Origin of the sequence: Streptomyces sp. 147326 (genome assembly GCF_045000215.1) — a bacterium.
Lineage (GTDB): Bacteria > Actinomycetota > Actinomycetes > Streptomycetales > Streptomycetaceae > Streptomyces.
The window spans coordinates 6,862,056-6,878,126 of record NZ_CP134201.1; the positions used below are offsets into that span (position 1 = coordinate 6,862,056).

The 16,071-nt window shown below is 70.3% G+C and carries 12 protein-coding genes; 6 read left to right on the forward strand and 6 right to left on the reverse strand.

The genetic code is table 11. The features are described from left to right. Window positions 1-4: 4 nt before the first annotated feature. Entirely contained in the window at window positions 5-988 is a 984-nt protein-coding gene (corA, locus tag RIU97_RS31505; RefSeq protein WP_404960954.1) for a magnesium/cobalt transporter CorA, read from the reverse strand. A 62-nt stretch (window positions 989-1,050) separates the two neighbouring features. Between corA and RIU97_RS31510 the strand changes: the two genes are divergently transcribed. The 4 genes from RIU97_RS31510 (at window position 1,051) to mshC (ending at window position 4,589) form a co-directional block, all read left to right on the forward strand. Continuing rightward, entirely contained in the window at window positions 1,051-1,770 is a 720-nt protein-coding gene (locus RIU97_RS31510) for a histidine phosphatase family protein (protein ID WP_404960955.1), read from the forward strand. Window positions 1,771-1,846: 76 nt separating this feature from the next. Beyond that, entirely contained in the window at window positions 1,847-2,437 is a 591-nt protein-coding gene (locus RIU97_RS31515; protein WP_351301229.1) for a DUF3090 domain-containing protein, read from the forward strand. Beyond that, the gene (locus RIU97_RS31520) at window positions 2,401-3,249 is read left to right on the forward strand and encodes an SCO1664 family protein (protein ID WP_404960956.1); all 849 of its coding nucleotides are present in this window, start codon (window positions 2,401-2,403) and stop codon (window positions 3,247-3,249) included. The genes RIU97_RS31515 and RIU97_RS31520 overlap by 37 nt, the downstream gene beginning before the upstream one ends. A gap of 110 nt (window positions 3,250-3,359) precedes the next feature. Further along, window positions 3,360-4,589: a cysteine--1-D-myo-inosityl 2-amino-2-deoxy-alpha-D-glucopyranoside ligase gene (gene mshC / locus RIU97_RS31525; RefSeq protein ID WP_404960957.1), complete on the forward strand. Its 1,230-nt coding sequence runs from the start codon at window positions 3,360-3,362 to the stop codon at window positions 4,587-4,589. Window positions 4,590-4,740: 151 nt separating this feature from the next. On the opposite strand, the gene RIU97_RS31530 is transcribed toward mshC, so the two are convergent. The 5 genes from RIU97_RS31530 to RIU97_RS31550 form a co-directional block, all read right to left on the reverse strand. Further along, window positions 4,741-5,736 (reverse strand): PAC2 family protein, encoded by a 996-nt coding sequence (locus tag RIU97_RS31530; RefSeq protein WP_404960958.1) that lies wholly within the window; start codon window positions 5,734-5,736, stop codon window positions 4,741-4,743. Window positions 5,737-5,863: 127 nt separating this feature from the next. Beyond that, window positions 5,864-7,471 (reverse strand): FAD-dependent oxidoreductase, encoded by a 1,608-nt coding sequence (locus tag RIU97_RS31535; RefSeq protein ID WP_404960959.1) that lies wholly within the window; start codon window positions 7,469-7,471, stop codon window positions 5,864-5,866. 41 nt (window positions 7,472-7,512) lie between these two features. Further along, window positions 7,513-9,039 (reverse strand): glycerol kinase GlpK, encoded by a 1,527-nt coding sequence (gene glpK / locus RIU97_RS31540; RefSeq protein WP_404960960.1) that lies wholly within the window; start codon window positions 9,037-9,039, stop codon window positions 7,513-7,515. 77 nt (window positions 9,040-9,116) lie between these two features. After that, window positions 9,117-9,899, reverse strand: a complete 783-nt coding sequence (locus RIU97_RS31545; RefSeq protein ID WP_404960961.1) for an MIP/aquaporin family protein — start codon at window positions 9,897-9,899, stop codon at window positions 9,117-9,119. Window positions 9,900-10,213: 314 nt separating this feature from the next. Further along, entirely contained in the window at window positions 10,214-10,981 is a 768-nt protein-coding gene (locus tag RIU97_RS31550; protein ID WP_404960962.1) for an IclR family transcriptional regulator, read from the reverse strand. Between the two features lie 277 nt (window positions 10,982-11,258). Here RIU97_RS31550 and metH point away from each other — a divergent pair, with 277 nt between their 5' ends. Both metH and RIU97_RS31560 read left to right on the forward strand, forming a co-directional pair. Beyond that, window positions 11,259-14,771, forward strand: coding sequence for a methionine synthase (gene metH, locus RIU97_RS31555; RefSeq protein ID WP_404960963.1), 3,513 nt, complete (start codon window positions 11,259-11,261; stop codon window positions 14,769-14,771). A 111-nt stretch (window positions 14,772-14,882) separates the two neighbouring features. After that, window positions 14,883-15,584 carry an HAD family hydrolase gene (locus tag RIU97_RS31560; protein ID WP_404960964.1) on the forward strand — a complete coding sequence of 234 codons (702 nt, stop codon included), beginning with the start codon at window positions 14,883-14,885 and terminating at the stop codon, window positions 15,582-15,584. The last annotated feature ends 487 nt before the right edge of the window (window positions 15,585-16,071 follow it).

Below are 16,071 nucleotides of genomic sequence, written 5' to 3' on the forward strand. Positions count from 1 at the left end.
GGCACTAGAGCCAGCCCCGGTGCTTGAACATCCGGTACAGGCCCAGGCACGCCGAGGCCATCACCAGCAGCACCAGCGGATACCCCCACCACTGCCTGAGCTCCGGCATGTGGTCGAAGTTCATCCCGTAGATCCCCGCCACCATCGTGGGGACGGCGGCCATCGCCGCCCAGGCCGAGATCTTGCGCACGTCGTCGTTCTGCCGGACGCCCATCTGCGCGAGATGAGCCGCGAGCGCGTCCGACAGCAGCCGGTCCAGCCCCTCGATGTACTCGTTCGCCTTGGTCAGGTGGTCGGCGACGTCGCGGAAGAAGGGCTGGGCGTGCTCGTGGACGAAGGGGACCTCTCCGAAGGCGAGCCGGTCCATCGGCTGGAGCAGCGGGTTGGTCGCCCGCCGGAACTCCAGCACCTGCCGCTTGAAGCCGTAGATCCGGGCGGCGGTGTTCTTGGAGTCCGAGGGGTTCGGGGAGAAGACCTCGGCCTCCAGCTCCTCCAGATCCGACTGGAGCTCGGCCGCCACCTCGATGTAGTGGTCCACCACCGCGTCGGACACCGCGTACAGCACCGCCGTCGGACCGTGCCCGAGGACCTCCGGATCGTGCTCCAGCCGGCGCCGCACGGCGGCCAGCGCGGCGCCCTCGCCGTGCCGGACCGTGACCACGAAGGAGTCGCCGATGAACAGCATCAACTCGCCCGTGGTCACCGTGTCGGTGGCCTCGTCGTACATCACCGGCTTGAGGACGACGAACAGCGAATCGTCGTAGACCTCCAGCTTGGGGCGCTGGTGTGCGCTCAGCGCGTCCTCGACCGCCAGCGGGTGCAGGCCGAACTCGTGCCGGACATGCTCGAATTCGTCCTCCGTCGGCTCGTACATGCCGATCCAGAGGAACGCGTCCCCGCTCGCCCGCGCCTCGTCGAGGGCGTCCGAGAAATCCTCGGGCCTCTCGGTCCGGCGACCGCTCCGGTAAATCGCGCAGTCCACAATCACGCGGGCATTGTCCCCCGACCACGGCCCGCCCGCACTCCGGCCGCACCACCTAGGCTGGCCCCATGGCCACGCTGATCCTCGTACGACACGGGCGGTCCACCGCCAACACCGCAGGGCTGCTCGCCGGATGGACGCCGGGAGTCGGCCTCGACGAGCGCGGCGCCGAGCAGGCCGCCGCCCTGCCCGGCAGGCTGGCGGGCGTGCCCCTCGCCGCCGCCGTCACCAGCCCGCTGCAACGCTGCCGGGAGACCCTCGCACCCCTGCTGGCCGCCAGGCCGGAGCTGGAAGTGCACACCGACGAGCGGATCGGCGAGTGCCACTACGGCGACTGGTCCGGCCGCAAACTCGCCGAACTCGCCGACGAACCGCTGATGAAGATCGTCCAGCAGCACCCCTCGGCGGCCGCCTTCCCCGGCGGCGAGTCCATGCGCGCCATGCAGGCCCGCGCCGTGGACGCCGTACGGGAGTGGAACGCGCGGGTCGAGGAGGAGCACGGGAGCGACGCCGTCTTCCTGATGTGCTCCCACGGCGACATCATCAAGTCCCTTGTCGCGGACGCCCTCGGGATGCACCTGGACCTCTTCCAGCGCATCCACGTCGATCCCTGCTCGGTGACCGCGATCCGGTACACGCCGACCCGGCCGTTCGTGTTCCGGCTGGGCGACACCGGCGACTTCGGCCCGCTCGTACGGCGCCCGGCCGCACCGGAGCCCGTCGCGTCGGACAAAGACACCGAAGACGCCGGGAACGCCGTCGTGGGAGGCGGCGCGGGCGCGGCGTGATCGGACGGCGCAGTAGGGTGGACGGGCCCACACAAGGGCGCAGACCTGCCCTGCCGCCGAGACTTGGAGACTGGACGTGCCCCGTCAGGTGTTCCTCTACGACCCCCCGGACCGCTTCGTGGCCGGCACGGTCGGTCTGCCGGGACGCCGTACGTTCTTCCTGCAGGCCTCTTCCGGCCCCCGCGTCACCAGCGTCTCCCTGGAGAAGACCCAGGTCGCGGCGCTCGCCGAGCGGATGGACGAGCTGCTGGACGAGGTCGTGCGGCGCACCGGCGGCAACGCCCCGGTGCCGGCCGTCGCCCCCGCCGAGGCCGCCGACACCGCACCCCTGGACGTCCCCGTCGAGGAGGAGTTCCGCGTCGGCACCATGGCCCTGGCCTGGGACGGCGAGGAGCAGCGGATGATCGTCGAGGCCCAGGCCCTGGTGGAGCTCGACGCCGACTCCGACGAGGACCTCGCCGAGGCGGAGGAGCGGCTGCTCCAGGACGAGGAGAACGGCCCGCCGATGCTGCGGGTCCGCCTCAGCGGCGCCCAGGCCCGTGCGTTCGCCAAGCGGGCCTTGGACGTGGTCAACGCCGGCCGCCCGCCCTGCCCGCTGTGCAGTCTGCCGCTGGACCCGGAGGGGCACGTGTGCCCGCGCCAGAACGGCTACCGGCGCCAGGCGTGACCGACACGGGGGAGATCGAGGAACTGCTCGCCAAGGGCGAACTGACCGTCATCGGCCGGATCCGCGAGGCGTCCAACGCCGTCCTGCTGTGCACCGTCACGCACGAGGGCGTGAGCGCCGACTGCGTCTACAAGCCGGTCAAGGGCGAGCGGCCGCTGTGGGACTTCCCCGACGGGAACCTCGCCCAGCGCGAGGTCGCCGCCTACCTCGTCTCCGAGGCCACCGGATGGGGCCTGGTGCCCGCCACCGTCCTGCGCGACGGACCGTACGGCGAGGGCATGGTCCAGCGGTGGATCGAATCCGCGGGACCGGAAGGGGAATCCCCGGCCGACGGGCTCCTCGCGCTCGTCGACGGCGAGGAGGCGGGGGAGGGCTGGAAGCCCGTCGCCTTCGCCGAGGTGGGGGAGGGCCGCACCGCGCTGCTCGTCCACGCCGACGACCCGCGGCTGCGCCGGCTGTCCGTACTCGACGCCGTGATCAACAACGGCGACCGCAAGGGCGGTCACCTGCTGCCCGCATCCGACGGCCGCCTCTACGGCATCGACCACGGCGTGACCTTCCACGCCGAGGACAAGCTGCGCACCCTGCTGTGGGGCTGGGCGGGGGAACCGCTGACCGGCGAGGCACGCGAGGTGCTCGCCGGGCTGGCCGCCGAGCTCGCCGAGGGAGCCCCGCTCGCCACCCGGCTGGCCGAACTGATCACCGCCGTCGAGCTGGCCGCCGTACGGGACCGGGTGGCGCACCTGCTGCGCACCGGAACCCACCCGCAGCCGTCCGGGCAGTGGCCGTCGATCCCCTGGCCACCGGTCTGAACCGGCCATCCGCCACACGCACAGATCCGGCCAGACCGCAAGAGTGCCGATCAAGACAACAGTGCAGGTCCGGTTCGTTTCCGGAACATCCGTCCGGTTAGGCTCGAGACATGCATGCCTGGCCCGCTTCTGAGGTCCCCGCCCTTCCTGGCAAGGGCCGCGACCTCCAGATCCACGACACCGCGACCCAGGGGACGATCACCCTCGCCCCCGGTCCCGTCGCCCGTATCTACGTCTGCGGCATCACCCCGTACGACGCGACCCACATCGGTCACGCGGCGACCTACAACGCGTTCGACCTCGTGCAGCGCGTGTGGCTCGACACCAAGCGGCAGGTCCACTACGTCCAGAACGTCACTGACGTGGACGACCCGCTCCTGGAGCGGGCGCTGCGCGACGGCCACGACTGGACCGAGCTGGCCGAGCGCGAGACCGCACTCTTCCGCGAGGACATGACCGCCCTGCGGATGCTGCCGCCGCAGCACTACATCGGAGCCGTCGAGGCCATACCCGGCATCGTGCCGCTGGTCGAACGGCTGCGGGACGCGGGCGCGGCGTACGAGCTCGACGGCGACGTCTACTTCTCGGTCGAGTCCGACGCGCACTTCGGCGGGGTCTCGAACCTCGACGCCGAGGCGATGCGGCTGCTCTCGGCGGAGCGGGGCGGCGACCCCGACCGGCCGGGGAAGAAGAACCCCCTGGACCCGATGCTGTGGATGGCCGCGCGTCCGGGCGAGCCGAGCTGGGACGGCGGCTCGCTGGGCCGCGGCCGGCCGGGCTGGCACATCGAGTGCGTCGCCATCGCCCTGGACCACCTGGGCATGGGCTTCGACATCCAGGGCGGCGGCTCCGACCTCGCCTTCCCGCACCACGAGATGGGCGCGTCGCACGCGCAGGTGCTGACGGGCGAGTTCCCGATGGCCAAGGCGTACGTGCACGCGGGCATGGTCGCCCTGCACGGCGAGAAGATGTCGAAGTCCAAGGGCAACCTCGTCTTCGTCTCCGCGCTGCGGCGCGCCGGGGTCGACCCCGCGGCCATCCGCCTCGCCCTGCTGTCGCACCACTACCGGGCCGACTGGGAGTGGACCGACGACGTCCTCGCCGAGGCCGTGGCCCGGCTCGAGCGCTGGCGCGCGGCGGTGTCCCGGCCGGACGGCATCGCGGCCGACGCGGTGGTGGAGGAGGTCCGCGAGGCCCTGGCCAACGACCTGGACGCCCCTGCGGCCCTCGCCGCGGTGGACCGCTGGGTGGAGCTCCAGAACGCCACCGACGGCGACGACGAGTCGGCCCCCGGCCTGGTCTCCCGCACCGTGGACGCCCTCCTGGGCGTGGCCCTGTAGCCACCCCCGCAGCCCTGCCGATGCCCCCTGGCCACCCGGCCCGGGGGCATCGCCCTTTCCGCGGCCGGACCGGACGGGTCCTCCGCTGCGCGGGGCTGGATTTTTGACGGCTCCGCGCAGCGGTACCCCCCGGCACCCGCCCACCTGCGGGTTACGCGTCCGGGGTGTCGTCCCCGTCGGGGGACGGGGCGGTCGGTGGCTCCGGTTCCTCCCCGGAGGGGTCCGGCTTGCGCTTCGGGGGGCGGGGGAGGCCGCCCGAGGTGTCGCGCAGGTACGAGCCGTCGCCCGCCTCGGCCGACGGCGCCGCCGGGTCACGCCGGCGCAGGTACCGCTCGAACTCCCGGGCGATGGCGTCGCCCGACGCCTCCGGCAGGTCGGCCGTGTCCCGCGCCTCCTCCAGTGTCTGGACGTACTCCGCCACCTCGCTGTCCTCCGCGGCCAGTTGGTCCACGCCCAGCTGCCACGCCCGCGCGTCCTCCGGCAGTTCGCCCAGCGGGATCCGGATGTCGATCAGATCCTCCAGCCGGTTCAGCAGCGCCAGCGTCGCCTTCGGGTTCGGCGGCTGCGACACGTAGTGCGGCACCGCCGCCCACAGCGACACCGCCGGCACGCCCGCGTGCGTACACGCCTCCTGGAGGATGCCCACGATGCCCGTCGGACCCTCGTACTTGGTCTCCTCCAGGTCCATCGTCCGCGCCAGGTCCGCGTCCGAGGTGACCCCGCTCACCGGCACCGGCCGCGTGTGCGGAGTGTCCCCGAGCAGCGCCCCCAGGATGACCACCATCTCCACGCCCAGTTCGTGGGCGAAGCCGAGGATCTCGTTGCAGAACGACCGCCACCGCATGGACGGTTCGATCCCCCGGACCAGCACCAGGTCGCGCGGCTTGGCGCCGCCGATCCGGACCACCGACAGCCGTGTCGTCGGCCAGGTGATCTTCCGTACCCCGTTGTCCAGCCACACCGTCGGCCGGTTGACCTGGAAGTCGTAGTAGTCCTCTGCGTCGAGCGCCGCGAAGACCTCGCCCTTCCACTCCCGGTCCAGGTGTGCGACCGCACCGGAGGCCGCGTCACCCGCGTCGTTCCAGCCCTCGAACGCGGCCACCATGACCGGGTCGATCAGCTCGGGCACGCCCTCAAGCTCGATCACCCAGGTCTCCTTCCGAAGTTCCCTTGCGTACGTGGGTCAGCCTAAGCCTTGATACGACGCCAGCCACAGCCCACGACAGAGGGGCGGTTCCCCTCGGAACCGCCCCTCTTCCCCACCTGCGTGAGAGCTATGCCTTGTGGCCCAGCATCTCCTCGACGCGGGCCCGTACGGCCTCGTCGTCCAGGCCGCGGATCGTCACCGTCGTACGGCGGCGCAGCACGTCGTCGACCGTCTCGGCCCACTCGTTGTCACGGGCGTAGGCGACCTGCGCCCAGATCTCCGGACCGTCCGGGTGGATGCGCTCGGCCAGCGCCGGGTCCTCGTTCGCGAGGCGCGCGATGTCGAAGGCCAGCGAGCCGTAGTGCGAGGCGAGGTGGCGGGCGGTGAGCGGGTCCATCCGGGTGCCCGGCTCACGGTCCACCAGCAGCCGGTGCGCGACCGCGTTCGGGTTGGCGACACCGGGCAGCGCGATCCGGCGCACGAGGGACTTCACCGGCTCCATGTCCTCGGTCAGCGGGCTGCCCGGGAGCTTCGCCAGCTTGTCCATGACCACACGGCCGATGTGACGGTACGTCGTCCACTTGCCGCCGGCCACCGACAGCATGCCGCCGGCGCCCTCGGAGACGACCGTCTCGCGCTTGGCCTTCTCCACACCGCCGGGGCCGCCGGGCAGCACCCGCAGGCCCGCGAAGGCATACGTCATCAGCGAGCGGTCGAGGTCCGCGTCCTTCACCGAGAAGGCCGCCTCGTCCAGGATCTGCGCGATGTCGGACTCGGTGGCGCGCACGTCCGCCGGGTCGCCCTCGTACACCTCGTCGGTGGTGCCGAGCAGCAGCTGGTCCTCCCACGGGAGGGCGAAGGTGATGCGGTACTTGTCGATCGGGGTGGCCATGGCGGCCTTCCACGGCGACTTGCGCTTCATGACGATGTGCGCGCCCTTGGAGAGGCGGATCGACGGCATGGAGTGCTTGTCTTCCATGCGCCGCAGGTGGTCCACCCACGGGCCGGTGGCGTTGAGCACGACGCGCGCGTCGACCCCGAACTCGGTGCCGTCGAGACGGTCCTTGAGCTCGGCGCCGGTGACCCGGCCGCGCGTCTTGCGCAGTCCGGTGACCTCGGCGTGGTTGAGGACGACCGCGCCCGACTCGACGGCCGCGCGGACCGTCATGACGGCGACGCGGGAGTCGTTCATCTGGTGGTCGTAGTAGACCGCGACGGCCTTGAGGTTGTCCGTCTTCAGGCCGGGGTTGTCGGCGACGGCACGGGCCGGGGATATGACCTTGCCGATGCCGTCGCCGAAGGCCGAGAGGGCGGAGTAGGCGAAGACGCCCGCGCCCAGCTTGGCCGCACCGACCGGTCCGCCCTTGTAGACCGGCAGGTAGAAGGTGAGCGGGTTGACCAGGTGCGGGGCCACGTCCTTGGCCAGCACCCGCCGCTCGTGGTGGTTCTCCGCGACCAGCTTGACCGCGCCGGTCTGCAGGTAGCGCAGACCGCCGTGGACGAGCTTGGAGGAGGCCGAGGAGGTGGCGCCGGCGAAGTCGCCGGCGTCCACCATGGCAACCCGCAGGCCCGACTGCGCGGCGTGCCACGCCACGGAGGTACCCAGGATTCCACCGCCGATGACCAGCAGGTCGTACGTGGCCTTCGACAGCTGCTCACGGGTCTGGGCGCGGCTGACGTTGGCACCGGCGGTCGGGTGCGTGCCCAGTGCGGGAACGCTCTGCAGGCTGCTCATATCTCTCTTAGCTCCTCGTCGATTGACTCAGCTGAGTGCGGTCAGCTGGCGTCTTCGTCGTCGACCCAGCCCATGGACCGCTCCACGGCCTTGAGCCAGCTCTTGTACTCGCGGTCCCGCTGCTCGGCGGGCATCCGCGGGGTCCACTCCGCCGCGCGGCGCCAGTTGGCGCGCAGGGCGTCGGTGTCGGGCCAGAAGCCGACGGCCAGGCCGGCGGCGTAGGCGGCGCCGAGGCAGGTGGTCTCGGCGACCATCGGGCGCACCACGGGGGCGTCCAGGAAGTCCGAGAGCGTCTGCATCAGCAGGTTGTTGGAGGTCATGCCGCCGTCGACCTTGAGGGCGGCGAGCTCGACGCCCGAGTCCTTGGTCATGGCGTCGGTGATCTCGCGGGTCTGCCAGGCGGTGGCCTCCAGGACGGCACGGGCGATGTGCGCCTTGGTGACGTACCGGGTGAGGCCGGCGATCACACCGCGGGCGTCGGAGCGCCAGTACGGGGCGAACAGACCGGAGAAGGCCGGCACGAAGTAGGCGCCGCCGTTGTCCTCGACCGACGAGGCCAGGGTCTCGATCTCGGCCGCGGACTTGATCAGGCCCATCTGGTCGCGCATCCACTGGACGAGCGAGCCGGTGACGGCGATGGAGCCCTCCAGGGCGTAGACCGGCTTCTGGTCGCCGATCTGGTAGCCGACCGTGGTCAGCAGGCCGCTGTAGGAGTTGATGATCTTGTCGCCGGTGTTCATCAGCATGAACGTGCCGGTGCCGTACGTGGACTTCGCCTCGCCCTCGGCGAAACAGGTCTGGCCGAAGAGGGCGGCCTGCTGGTCACCGAGCGCCGAGGCGACGGGGACACCGGCGAGGACGCCGTCCTTGACGTGGCCGTAGACCTCGGCGGAGGACTTGATCTCGGGGAGGACGTTGAGCGGGACGCCCATCGACTCCGCGATCTTCTCGTCCCAGGCCAGCGTGTGCAGGTTCATCAGCATGGTGCGCGAGGCGTTGGTGACGTCGGTGACGTGCACGCCGCCCTGGGCGCCGCCCGTGAGGTTCCAGATGACCCACGAGTCCATGGTGCCGAAGAGGATGTCGCCGGCCTCGGCGCGCTCGCGCAGGCCCTCGACGTTGTCGAGCAGCCAGCGGACCTTCGGGCCGGCGAAGTAGCTCGCCAGCGGCAGGCCGGTCTCGCGGCGGAAGCGGTCCTGGCCGACGTTGCGGCCGAGCTCCTTGCACAGGGTGTCGGTACGGGTGTCCTGCCACACCAGCGCGTTGTGCACGGGCTCGCCGGTGTGGCGGTCCCACAGCAGGGTGGTCTCGCGCTGGTTGGTGATGCCGACGGCCTTGACGTCGGCGGCGGTGATCTCGGCCTTGGCGATGGCCCCGGCGACGACCTCCTGGACGTTGGTCCAGATCTCGGAGGCGTCGTGCTCGACCCAGCCCGGCTTCGGGAAGATCTGCTCGTGCTCCTTCTGGTCGACGGCGACGATGCGGCCGTCACGGTCGAAGACGATGCAGCGGGAGGAGGTGGTGCCCTGGTCGATCGCGGCGATGAAGGGGCCGGTGCTGCTGGTCATGTGGCTGCTCCTGGCAGGTCTGGTGAGTAGGCGGAATCAGGAGGGCGGTGCGGATCTTACGAACGCGGCCGTGCTGATCAGGCGAACGCGATGTTGTACAGACCACCGGCGAGGACGGCACCGACGAGCGGGCCGACCACCGGGATCCAGGAGTATCCCCAGTCGGAGCCGCCCTTGTTGGGCAGCGGGAGCAGGGCGTGCACGATGCGCGGACCGAGGTCGCGCACCGGGTTGATGGCGTAGCCGGTCGGGCCACCCAGCGAGAGGCCGATGCCGACGACCACGAACGAGGTGATCAGGACGCCTATGACACCGAGGCCCTTGCCGTCGTCCTGGAGGCCCTGGGTCAGGATCGCCAGGATCAGTACGGCGGTGCCGATGATCTCGGTCGCGAGGTTCTGGACGACATTACGGATCTCGGGGCCCGTGGAGAAGATGCCGAGCACGGGACCGGCCACATCGTGCGGGTGCGGGTCCTCGGGACCGAGCTTGGCGTCGCGGATGTGCTCCGGGTCCGCCAGGTGTACGCGGAACTGGCCGTAGTAGGTGATCCACATCAGGACCGCGCCGAGCATCGCGCCCAGCAGCTGGCCGGCGAAGTAGACCGGGGTGTCGCCCCACTCGCCGGTCTTGACGGCGAGGCCGACGGTGACCGCCGGGTTGAGGTGCGCACCCGAGAGCGGCGCGGAGACGTAGGCGGCGATCAGTACGGCGAATCCCCAGCCGAACGTGATGGCGAGCCAGCCCGCGTTGCGGGCCTTGGAGCTCTTGAGTGTCACTGCGGCGCAGACGCCACCGCCGAGCAGTGTGAGCAGGGCGGTACCGATGGTCTCGCCGATGAAGATGTCGGAGCTGGACACCCGCGACTCCTTACGTACGTCCAGGGGTGGGCGGACACCGGGTCCCTCCGGTGGTTCCGCGCACTCGGTGAGTGCTGCACCGGTCCTTGGCCTTGTCGCATCCTAGCGCGTATTGCCGTCAGGTGTTCGGCAATGCCGACCGGTGAACGGCAGTTTTCCGCCCAAGTGAAGAATGCGTCAAGAGCCCGCCAGGCCAAGGTGTCGGATCGTTACCACTAGGTACGATCGCCCAAATCTAGCCATCCTGCGGTCGGGATGTGGCGAAAAGTGGGCAGAAAGCAGCCACATGGCCGCTCCGGGGTGCTAAAGCAAGGTCAGAACCGGCCCGCGCCGAGGTCGCGTGAAACCGATCGTGCACAGTCCCGTACGGATGCCACGAGGGCCGCATGGGGCTCCCCGGACGCCCCGCAGACCCGCTCCACGGCACCCGCCACCGCCACCGCGCCGACCGGCATCCGGCGCCGGTCGTGGATCGGCGCCGCCACCGAGGCGATGCCCTCCCAGGTCTCCTCGACGTCGGCGGCCCAGCCGCGTGCCCGGGTCAGGTCCAGGACCTCCTCGAAACCCGCGGCGTCCGTGACCGTACGGGGGGTGAACGCCTCGCGCTCCACCTCCAGCGCCTGGGTGTGCGCGACCGGGTCGTACGCGGACAGCACCTTGCCCAGCGCGGTCGAGTGCAGCGGCTGCATGGCCCCGACCTCCAGTACCTGACGGCTGTCGTCGGGCCGGAACACGTGGTGCATGATCAGCACCCCGCTCTTGTGCAGCACGCCCACGTACGTGCTCTCGCCGCTCGCCCGGGCCAGGTCGTCCGTCCACACCAAGGCGCGGGCGCGCAGCTCGTGCACGTCGAGATAGCTGTTGCCCAGGCGCAGCAGCTCCGCGCCCAGCTGGTAGCGGCCGGAGGCGGGGTCCTGCTCCACGAAGCCCTCGGCCTGCAGGGTGCGCAGGATGCCGTGGGCCGTCCCCTTGGCCAGACCCAGCGAGGAGGCCACGTCGGAGAGCCCCAGCCGGCGCTCGCCGCCCGCCAGGAGCCGCAGCATCGCAGCGGCTCGTTCGAGCGACTGGATGTTCCGTGCCATCGCGCAGCCTCCTGCTGACCTTGCTGTCATTACTGACCATCTTGATGCGGTTCGACAATGCTGAACAGTATCGGCCGATGCCGACCTCGCGCAGCGAGGGGGAACCGTTCGACGTACCGTCGCCGGGACACCCTCGGCAACCCCTGCCACAGAATGCAGTCCGCCACGTGGGACACCCGCACCGGGGCCGGTGCCTCGCGGTTACGCTGGCGACGTGCACCCTTGACACAGAAGGGGGTGCAAAGCCGACAGCCGTCGCATTCCAGGGAGCACAACCATGGCTTCGTTGCCCAACCCGCCCGCTGACACCCAGACCCGGGCCGATGCCCTCCGAGAGGCGCTCGCGACCCGCGTGGTCGTCGCCGACGGAGCCATGGGAACGATGCTCCAAGCGCAGGATCCCTCGATGGAGGACTTCCAGCAGCTGGAGGGCTGCAACGAGGTTCTGAACGTCACCCGTCCGGACATCGTGCGGACGGTGCATGAGGCGTATTTCGCGGTGGGTGTGGACTGCGTCGAGACGAACACCTTCGGTACGAACTACGCGGCGCTGGCGGAGTACGACATCGCGGAGCGCAACTTCGAGCTGTCGGAGTCGGGTGCGCGGATCGCCCGGGAGGTCGCCGACGAGTTCACCGCGAACACCGGACAGCAGCGCTGGGTGCTGGGCTCGATGGGGCCGGGTACGAAGCTGCCGACGCTGGGGCACATCACCTACGGGCAGATCCGTGACGCCTACCAGATCAACGCCGAGGGCCTGATCACCGGCGGCGCGGATGCGCTGCTGGTGGAGACGACGCAGGACCTGCTGCAGACGAAGTCCTCGATCATCGGTGCCCGGCGGGCGATGGAGGCGCTGGGCGTCACCGTCCCGCTGATCTGCTCCGTCACCGTCGAGACCACCGGCACCATGCTGCTGGGCTCGGAGATCGGCGCGGCTCTGACGGCGCTGGAGCCGCTGGGGATCGACATGATCGGTCTGAACTGTGCGACGGGTCCTGCGGAGATGAGCGAGCACCTGCGGTATCTGGCGCGCAATGCCCGTATCCCGCTGTCCTGCATGCCCAACGCGGGTCTTCCGGTGTTGACGAAGGAGGGTGCGCACTATCCGCTGAGCGCCGCCGAGCTGGCGGACGCCCAGGAGACCTTCGTCCGCGAGTACGGGCTGTCCCTGGTGGGCGGCTGCTGCGGTACCACGCCGGAGCATCTGCGGCAGGTGGTGGAGCGGGTCCGCGGTGCGGCGGTCACCGAGCGCGCCCCGCAGCCCGAGCCGGGTGCGGCCTCGCTCTACCAGACGGTTCCCTTCCGTCAGGACACCTCGTACATGGCGATCGGTGAGCGCACCAACGCGAACGGGTCGAAGAAGTTCCGTGAGGCGATGCTGGAGGCCCGCTGGGACGACTGTGTGGAGATGGCCCGCGATCAGATCCGTGAGGGCGCGCACATGCTCGACCTGTGCGTGGACTACGTGGGCCGTGACGGTGTCGCCGACATGGAGGAGCTGGCGGGCCGTTTCGCGACCGCGTCCACGCTGCCGATCGTGCTGGACTCGACCGAGGTTCCCGTCATCCGGGCGGGTCTGGAGAAGCTCGGCGGGCGTGCGGTCATCAACTCGGTCAACTACGAGGACGGTGACGGCCCCGAGTCCCGTTTCGCGCTGGTGACCCGGTTGGCGCAGGAGCACGGTGCGGCTTTGATCGCGCTGACCATCGACGAGGAGGGGCAGGCCCGCACCGTCGGGCACAAGGTCGCCATCGCCGAACGCCTCATCGGTGATCTGACGGGGAACTGGGGGATCCGGGAGTCGGACATCCTCATCGACACCCTCACCTTCACGATCTGCACCGGGCAGGAGGAGTCCCGCAAGGACGGCATCGCCACGATCGAGGCGATCCGTGAGCTCAAGCGCCGCCACCCGGACGTCCAGACCACCCTGGGCCTGTCGAACATCTCCTTCGGCCTCAACCCGGCCGCGCGTGTCCTGCTGAACTCCGTCTTCCTCGACGAGTGTGTGAAGGCCGGCCTGGACTCGGCGATCGTCCACGCCTCGAAGATCCTGCCGATCGCCCGGTTCGACGAGGAGCAGGTCACCACCGCCCTGGATCTGATCTACGACCGGCGGGCGGGTGACTACGATCCGCTGCAGAAGCTGATGGCCCTCTTCGAGGGCGTCAACACCAAGTCGCTGAAGGCCGGCCGCGCCGAGGAGCTCCTCGCGCTGCCGCTGGACGAGCGGCTGCAGCGGCGGATCATCGACGGGGAGAAGAACGGCCTGGAAGCGGACCTCGAGGAGGCCCTGCAGACCCGCCCCGCCCTCGGCATCGTCAACGACACGCTGCTGGAGGGCATGAAGGTCGTCGGTGAGCTGTTCGGCTCCGGGCAGATGCAGCTCCCCTTCGTCCTGCAGTCCGCGGAGGTCATGAAGACGGCGGTGGCGTTCCTGGAGCCGCACATGGAGAAGACCGACGACGAGGGCAAGGGCACCATCGTGCTGGCCACCGTCCGCGGTGACGTCCATGACATCGGGAAGAACCTCGTCGACATCATCCTCACCAACAACGGCTACAACGTCGTCAACATCGGTATCAAGCAGCCGGTCTCGGCGATCCTGGAAGCCGCGCAGGAACACAAGGCCGACGTGATCGGCATGTCGGGCCTCCTCGTCAAGTCGACCGTGATCATGAAGGAGAACCTTCAGGAGCTCAACCAGCGCAAGCTGGCCGCCGACTACCCCGTCATCCTCGGCGGCGCCGCCCTCACCCGCGCCTACGTCGAACAAGACCTCCACGAAATCTACGAAGGCGAAGTCCGCTACGCCCGCGACGCCTTCGAAGGCCTGCGCCTCATGGACGCCCTGATCGCCGTCAAGCGCGGTGTTCCCGGCGCCTCCCTCCCCGAGCTCAAGCAGCGCCGTGTCGCCAAGCGCGACACCCCGCTCCCGCAGGTGGAGGAGCCCGAGGAGCAGGGCGGCCGCTCCGACGTGTCCGCCGACAACCCGGTCCCCACCCCGCCGTTCTGGGGCACCCGCGTCGTCAAGGGCATCCCCCTCAAGGACTACGCCTCCTGGCTCGACGAAGGCGCCCTCTTCAAGGGCCAGTGGGGCCTCAAGCAGGCCCGCGCGGGCGGGGCCACGTACGAGGAGCTCGTCGAGAGCGAGGGCCGTCCGCGCCTGCGCGGCCTCCTGGACAAGCTGCACACCGAGAACCTGCTCGAGGCCGCGGTCGTCTACGGGTACTTCCCCTGCGTGTCCAAGGGCGAGGACCTGATCATCCTGGACGAGGCGGGCAACGAGCGCACCCGCTTCACGTTCCCGCGCCAGCGCCGCGGCCGGCGCCTGTGCCTGGCGGACTTCTTCCGCCCGGAGGAGTCCGGTGAGACCGACGTGGTCGGCCTTCAGGTGGTCACCGTCGGTTCGAGGATCGGCGAGGCCACGGCCAAGCTCTTCGAGTCCGACTCGTACCGCGAGTACCTGGAGCTGCACGGCCTCTCCGTCCAGCTCGCCGAGGCCATGGCCGAGTACTGGCACGCCCGCGTCCGCGCCGAGCTCGGCTTCGGCGGCGAGGACCCGGCCCAGGTCGAGGACATGTTCGACCTCAAGTACCGCGGCGCCCGGTTCTCCCTCGGCTACGGGGCCTGCCCCGACCTGGAGGACCGCGCGAAGATCGCCGACCTCCTCCAGCCGGAGCGGATCGGCGTCCACCTGTCGGAGGAGTTCCAGCTCCACCCGGAGCAGTCCACCGACGCGATCGTGATCCACCACCCCGAAGCGAAGTATTTCAACGCACGCTGAGGTCAACCGACGTACACTTGTCGGTCCCATACAGGCCGGTCGCCTGTTCCCAGGGGTATGCCCCGCGGGAAGAGGTGACCGGCCTTCTCGTCCCTTCTGAGAGGTCCGCGCATGACGAGCACCATTCCCGCCCCCGTCGCCCGTACGGCCGACGGCTCGGCCCTGCAGGCGGTGCTCCTCGACATGGACGGCACCCTGGTCGACACCGAGGGCTTCTGGTGGGAGATCGAGGCGGAGATCTTCCAGGAGCTGGGCCACCGGCTCGACGAGGCCTGGCGCGACGTGGTCGTCGGCGGCCCGATGAGCCGCAGCGCGACCTTCCTGATCGAGGCCACCGGCGCGGCCATCGGCCTCGCCGAGCTGAGCGTCCTGCTCAACGAGCGCTTCGAGGCCCGCATCGCCGACCAGGTGCCGCTGATGCCGGGCGCCGAGCGGCTGCTGGCCGAGCTGGCCCGGCACAACGTGCCCACCGCCCTCGTCTCCGCATCGCACCGCCGGGTCATCGACCAGGTCCTGCTCACCCTCGGCCGGGACCGCTTCACGATGACGGTCGCCGGTGACGAGGTCGCCCGGACCAAGCCGCACCCGGACCCGTACCTGCTCGCGGCGCGGACGCTGGGCGCCCACCCCTCGCGCTGCGCGGTCATCGAGGACACCAGCACCGGGGTGGCGGCCGCCGAGGCCGCCGGCTGCCGGGTCGTGGCGATCCCCTCGGTGGGCGTGATCGAACCGGCTCCGGGACGTACGGTCGTGCGCTCGCTGGAGGACGTGGACCTGGCGTTCCTGCGCTCCCTCATCGCCCCGATGAACTGAGCGGGCCCCCGCCCCGCCGCGGCACCCCCCCCGGTTACCCACGGCAACCTCGGCACGCATGCGCAGGCGCCGACACGGAACGACACACCCTGAGCACGCTCCGTACCGAACGGAACGCCTGCTGGATGGAGGTCCAGCGGAAGGATCTTCCGTCACGGGCCCCGGAGGCTGAAATTCCATCCCCCTCCGGGGCGGTTGCTCAGAGTGACCTTGGTCACGCGCCAAACCCCCCATGGGCCTGTCCAGGGGCTCCTACGCCTTCCCTTGTGTCCGGATTGATCAGTTGCTGACCGAATCTGCGCACCCCTGCGCATGAACAGCCAGTTCGCTCCCATCACGGTGCGATTACACCCCAAGTCCGGCCAGTTCCAGCCATCCCGTCCCGGGCCACTAGTGTCAACGCGGGCACCAAGCCGCAACCTCTGCCGTCCCGGACGCACACCCCTGTGCCGGGACCGCGTGGACCGATCGTCACTCACCGGCCCGA